Source organism: Plantactinospora alkalitolerans, assembly GCF_015690345.1.
Classification (GTDB): Bacteria; Actinomycetota; Actinomycetes; order Mycobacteriales; family Micromonosporaceae; genus Plantactinospora; species Plantactinospora alkalitolerans.
Genome location: NZ_JADPUN010000380.1, coordinates 1 through 5,197, shown reverse-complemented (window position 1 = coordinate 5,197; position 5,197 = coordinate 1). Strand labels below are relative to the sequence as shown.

The following is a 5,197-nucleotide window of genomic DNA, read 5'->3' as shown; positions in this document are numbered from 1 at the left end:
GGCAGCGTGGAGTCCTCACCCCAGAGCGCGAGCCGGCCGCCGGTCAGCCACACGCCGTGAATGACCAGCACGGACACGTCCCTTCTCCGGCGGCGGGGGCAAACGGGCGACCCCTTTCTAGCACCCGCGCCGACACCCCCGCGGCTGGCGGGGCCACCGGCCGCGCGAACGTCCGCACCGCGCAGGGGGGCGTTTCCGTACCCGTCCGGACGTCGCCTGGCATTTTTCGGCTTTAACCCAGTCACGAATCGAACAGTTACGGGCTTCGGGCCGTACTAACAGACAAGATGACGATAGGCATGGATGCGTCGGCATCACGAGGCGAGGCGGTGACCATGGACTTCCCCATCGTGAAGCGAGCCACGCCAGGCCGCTATCTCCTCCGCGGGCTGCTCTCCTGCGGGCCCTGCGACGAACTGCTGATCCCGTCCTTCTCGTCGAGTGGGCGCCGGTACTACGGCTGCCCCCGACGGCAGTGCCCCCGGCCATGGATACCGGCCGAGCAGACCGAGCAGCTCGTCTGGGCGCACTTCGCGTCGATGCACGGCGCCGCCGCGCGCGACGTGCCGAACGACCAGCGGCAGGCGATCCTGACCGCCGTACTCGCCCGGGTCAGCATCGGCGTCCGGATCGCCGACCTCCGGTACCACTGGCGGTGAGGACGGTTACCGGCGAACCGCCTGCGGCCGGGCGCGGACGGCGGCAGGATGACTGCATGGAGGCCACGGAGATCGCCCTGGTCGGTGGTGCGGCCGACGGCGGGACGGTGATCGTCGACCTCGACGTACACGGTCGGCCGCCGCTCACCCACCACCACCTGGTCGACGGCGGCCTCGCCAGGGCGGAGATCTACGAGTTGGAGTCGGTTCTCGGTGACGGGCCGCCCTGGCTGTACCGGTGGCGCGGCCCGGCAACCTGAGTGACCTCCGGCGGCATGCTGAGTGACCTCCGGCGGCATGCTGAGCCGGCCCCCACGGGGATGCCCCGTCGAAAGCCGGCTCGGCGCCGCCGGAACCCGTACCGGGGAGCTACCTGCCGCCGCGGAAGACGCGGATCGTCGCCATGCCGCCCAGGGCCAGCGCCCCGAGCAGTACCGCCCAGATGACCGTCGTGTTCAGGCCGGTGCCGAACTCCGCGTTGGCCTTCGCGTTGGCCACCAGGGAACTGTCCGGCGGCACGGGCATGGCCACCGGGGGCAGTTCCGCGTACCGGACCAGACCGGTGCTCTCCAGCAGGGTCATGTGGGTCATCACGAAGCCGTTGGCGTCCTCGGCGAGCTTGCGTACGATCTCGTTCCGGGTGCCGGACCGGACCGCCCCGATGACCGGGAAGATCGCGCCGTGCGCCGCCCGGAGCCGGTCCACGAATACCTTGTCGAACCGCGCACCGGACGCGTTCTGCATCTCGGTGAGCCAGCCCTTCTGCTGGACGCTCGGCTCGGCGGGCAACTGCACGCCCAGCTTGTTGGCCGCCTCGACGGTCAACTGGTCCAGCTCGTCGTGCTGCTTGGCGATCTCGGCGCCGACCTCCCGGACCCGCGCCTTCTCGCCCTTCTCGGCCGCCATCTGTCCGGCCGGCATCTCCCAGAGCCCGGCCAGCCGCACCCCGTTGAGCAGGGCCATGTCGGTCGCACCGAGTTGGGTCGGCCCGGCCGGTGCCGCCATGCCCACGCCGGGCAACACCAGGATCCCGACGACGAGGCCGGCCAGCAGTGCCGCCGTCCGGCGCGTTGCCTTTACCGCAGATCGGGCCGTGGCCACCTGCTCAACCTCCCAGAAAACAGTGCCGAAGTGGCGGGGATATCGGCCAGGACGCTATTGCGGAGCACGGTAATGAGTCAATCTCAGCGGGCGGAAGAGAGCGAAGCTTAGGCCACATTTAAAGGAAACCTATACCGGCGGGTAGCCGTGGACCCGCCACGAGGCGGAGGCGACGCGTCGGCCGGAACGGAAAGCGGGGTGCCGGAAGACCGACACCCCGCTGCCCATGTCGCTGGAGACGGTGGGCGCGGCAGGTTTCGAACCTGCGACCCCTCGCTTGTAAGGCGAGTGCTCTCCCGCTGAGCTACGCGCCCGGAACGCCTGTTACGGCCACCGGCGGCGGCTAGCTTACCCCGACCAGGGGGGTCGGCGTCGACCGACCGACGATCTTGGCTTGGCTCGGATGGTCAGCCCGACACCCTGGCGAGCGCCTTCCGCCAGCCCGCCTGGTCGCGCGCCTCGCCTGGCTGGTTGCGCTCGGCAAACCGGACCGTTCCGGTCTTGTCGATCACGAACGTGCCCCGGTCGGCGAACCCGGCCGCGTCGTTGAAGACGCCGTACGCCTGGGCCACGGCACCGTGCGGCCAGAAGTCGGCGAGCATCGGAAACTCGTACCCCTCCCGGTCGGCCCACACCTTGTGCGCGTAGACCGAGTCGACGCTGACGGTCAGCACCTGCACGTCGTCGTTCTGGTACTCGTGGAGGTTGTCCCGCAGTTCGGCCAACTCGCCCTGGCATGTGCCGGTGAAGGCCAGCGGGTAGAAGACCAGCAGTACGACCCGTCGGCCCTGAAAATCGGCCAGCCGTACCTCCTGGTTGTTCTGGTCTTTCAGCACGAAGTCCGGCGCCGGGGCGCCAACCTCGATCGGCATGCGACTCCTCCTGGTCATGAAGGACCGCCGGCTGATCATGAAGACCAGTCGGCACGGTCCCGGCCCGCCGGCATCTCCGGTACGGGCACCACGAACCCCGTCCGGGCGTACGGCGCCCGGACCGTGGTCCGCAGGCTACTTCTTCGCCTTGGCACCCCTACGCAGGACCAGTCGGGCACCACTCCAGTCCTTGCCGGCGTTGACCGTCGAGGTCTGTTGCAGGCCGGCGGTGGGTGCCGCCTCGCTGACCTCGCTCGGTTCGACATGGCCGTCCCGGCCCGCCTTGGGCGTCAGCAGCCACACCACACCGTTGTCGGCCAGCGGGCTGAGCGTCTCGACGAGCATCTCGAACAGGTCACCGTCGCCGTCCCGGTACCAGAGCAGCACCGCGTCCACGACCTCGTCGGTGTCCTCGTCTACCAGCTCTCCGCAGCGATCGGTCAGGGCGTCGCGGAGATCCTGGTCGACGTCGTCGTCGTACCCCATCTCCATGACGACCATCCCCGGCTCGATGCCGAACCGGTCCGCCAGACTCCGTACGCCGTCGGCGGCCTGACCAGCGGTCGCGCTCACTGTCACGTGCCTCCTCATCTCCACTGCCAGCGGCATCCCATGCGACACCGATAGCGCAAAGTCCACACAGTTGTCCCGCCGCGCGCAAGTGGCACACCGAGTCGAAGGGAATTTACCGTGCCAGCAGCGTTCGGGCACCCTGGGTAATGGCCTCTTCGGAGACCAGAACCTGACGAGAAGCCGGACCCAACGGGACGAAAGTGTCGATTGATGCAACTCTGCGGGCAGAACCGACAAAACCGGCATCGACCAGGGCCGCCACCACCCCCTCACCGACCCCGCCGGACCGGCGCGTCTCGTCCACGACCAGCACACGGCCGGTCGCGGAGGCCTCCCGGATGATGTCCGCCACCGGCAGCGGGGCCAGCCAGCGCAGATCCAGCACCCGGGTACCGACGTCCTCCTCGGCCAGTTTCGCGGCCGCCCGCAGTGACATCCGAACCCCATTACCGAACGTGATAATCGTGACGTCCTCCGCCGATCCGACGCCGTACACCCGGCCCCGGCCGATCGGCACGTGGCTGGCCGTCCATCCGCCCGGGCCCTGGTAGGGGGCGAGCCACTCGCCGTCGCCGTCGGCGTACAGATCCCGGGTGTGGTAGAGCGCGATCGGCTCCAGGAACACGCAGACGCTGCCGTCCACCGCCGCGCTGGCCAGGCACGAGCGCAGCATCGGCGCGGCGTCGTCGGGCCGCGCCGGCACCGCGAGCACCAGCCCCGGAACGTCCCGGAGTACGGCCAGCGAGTTGTCGTTGTGGAAGTGCCCCCCGAACCCCTCCTGGTACGCCAGCCCGGCGATCCGGACCACCATCGGGTTGCGGTACGCCCCCCGGGAGAAGAACTGCATCGTGGCCGCCTCCCCCCGCAACTGGTCCTCGGCGTTGTGCAGGTACGCCAGATACTGGATCTCCGGCACCGGCAGCATCCCGCTCAGCCCGGCGCCGAGCCCGAGACCGAGCACCGACGTCTCGTCGAGCAGCGTGTCGAAGACCCGGGGGGCGCCGAAGCGGTCCCGCAGGCCCTTCGTCACCCCGTACACCCCGCCCTTGACCGCCACGTCCTCGCCGAACACCGTCATGCCCGGATGGTCGAGCAACCCGTCGGCCAGCGCCGCGTTGATGGTCTGCGCCAGGGTGAACGGGCCCTCCTGCTCGGGCAGTTTCGCGCCGAAGGCGGCCTTCCGGGCGGCGGCGGCCGGCCCCGCCGCCCGACCGGCGGCGTCGGTGATCTCCTTGGCCACCCGGACCGGGCGTCTCGGGGCGAGCGGCGCCACGATGTCCGCCGCGTGCTCCAACTTCCGCTCCCCGAGCACCTCCTCGGCGACCTTGCGCACCTGCCAGCCGACCTCGTCGTACCGGGCGATCAGCTCGTCCGGGCTGGCCAGCCCCGCCTCGGCGAGCAGTCTGGCGGTGGCCACCACCGGATCACGCTCCACGTCCCGGGCGATCTCGGCGGCGGTCCGGTACGCCATCTCCGCGTCCGCACCGGCGTGCCCCATCAACCGCACCGTCGACAGGTGCAGTACGGCCGGTCGGCGGTGCCGGCGTACCCAGGCCGCCGCCTCCACCGCCACGTCGTACGTCTCGACCAGGTCGCAGCCGTCGGCGGAGAAGTACCGGATGCCCGGCTTGGCCCGCAGCGCCTGGGCCACCCAGCCGTCCGGCGACTTCACGCTGATGCCCAGTCCGTTGTCCTCGCAGACGAACAGCACCGGAATCCGAAGCCCGGTGTGGTCGCACCAGCCGGCGGTGTTGAACGCCGCGACCGCGGTCGCGTGGTTCACCGAGGCGTCACCGAAGGAGCAGACCACGATCGCGTCGGCCGGCCACGGCGACTCGGCCTCGGCCCGCTGCCGGTTCGGGCCGCCGGTCGCCCGCCGGCCGGTCGGCCGGGCCCGCCCGTCACCCAGCCGGCGCAGCCGCTCGATGGCGAACCCGATCCCCACGGCCCGGGGCAGGTGCGAGGCGATGGTGGAGGTGGTCGGCACGATCG

General features: G+C 70.5%; 6 protein-coding genes and 1 tRNA gene. 2 read left to right on the top strand and 5 right to left on the bottom strand.

From position 1 onward, the window contains the following. Positions 1 to 335 precede the first annotated feature (335 nt). Complete coding sequence (locus I0C86_RS38575) at positions 336 to 659, top strand: zinc ribbon domain-containing protein (RefSeq protein WP_196206259.1); 324 nt, start codon at positions 336 to 338, stop codon at positions 657 to 659. Positions 660 to 715: 56 nt separating this feature from the next. Further along, positions 716 to 919, top strand: a complete 204-nt coding sequence (locus I0C86_RS38570; protein ID WP_196206258.1) for a hypothetical protein — start codon at positions 716 to 718, stop codon at positions 917 to 919. A gap of 109 nt (positions 920 to 1,028) precedes the next feature. On the opposite strand, the gene I0C86_RS38565 is transcribed toward I0C86_RS38570, so the two are convergent. The 5 genes from I0C86_RS38565 to I0C86_RS38545 form a co-directional block, all read right to left on the bottom strand. Continuing rightward, complete coding sequence (locus I0C86_RS38565) at positions 1,029 to 1,760, bottom strand: DUF4142 domain-containing protein (RefSeq protein WP_323374119.1); 732 nt, start codon at positions 1,758 to 1,760, stop codon at positions 1,029 to 1,031. 242 nt (positions 1,761 to 2,002) lie between these two features. After that, positions 2,003 to 2,074 (bottom strand) — tRNA-Val (locus I0C86_RS38560). Between the two features lie 93 nt (positions 2,075 to 2,167). Next, the gene (locus I0C86_RS38555; RefSeq protein ID WP_196206257.1) at positions 2,168 to 2,632 is read right to left on the bottom strand and encodes a peroxiredoxin; all 465 of its coding nucleotides are present in this window, start codon (positions 2,630 to 2,632) and stop codon (positions 2,168 to 2,170) included. 135 nt (positions 2,633 to 2,767) lie between these two features. Further along, a complete protein-coding gene (locus I0C86_RS38550) occupies positions 2,768 to 3,205 on the bottom strand; it encodes a DUF3052 domain-containing protein (RefSeq protein ID WP_196206256.1) in 438 nt (145 codons plus the stop codon). Between the two features lie 112 nt (positions 3,206 to 3,317). Beyond that, on the bottom strand, positions 3,318 to 5,197 hold a 1,880-nt coding region (locus I0C86_RS38545; protein WP_196206255.1), incomplete at its 5' end, for a transketolase C-terminal domain-containing protein.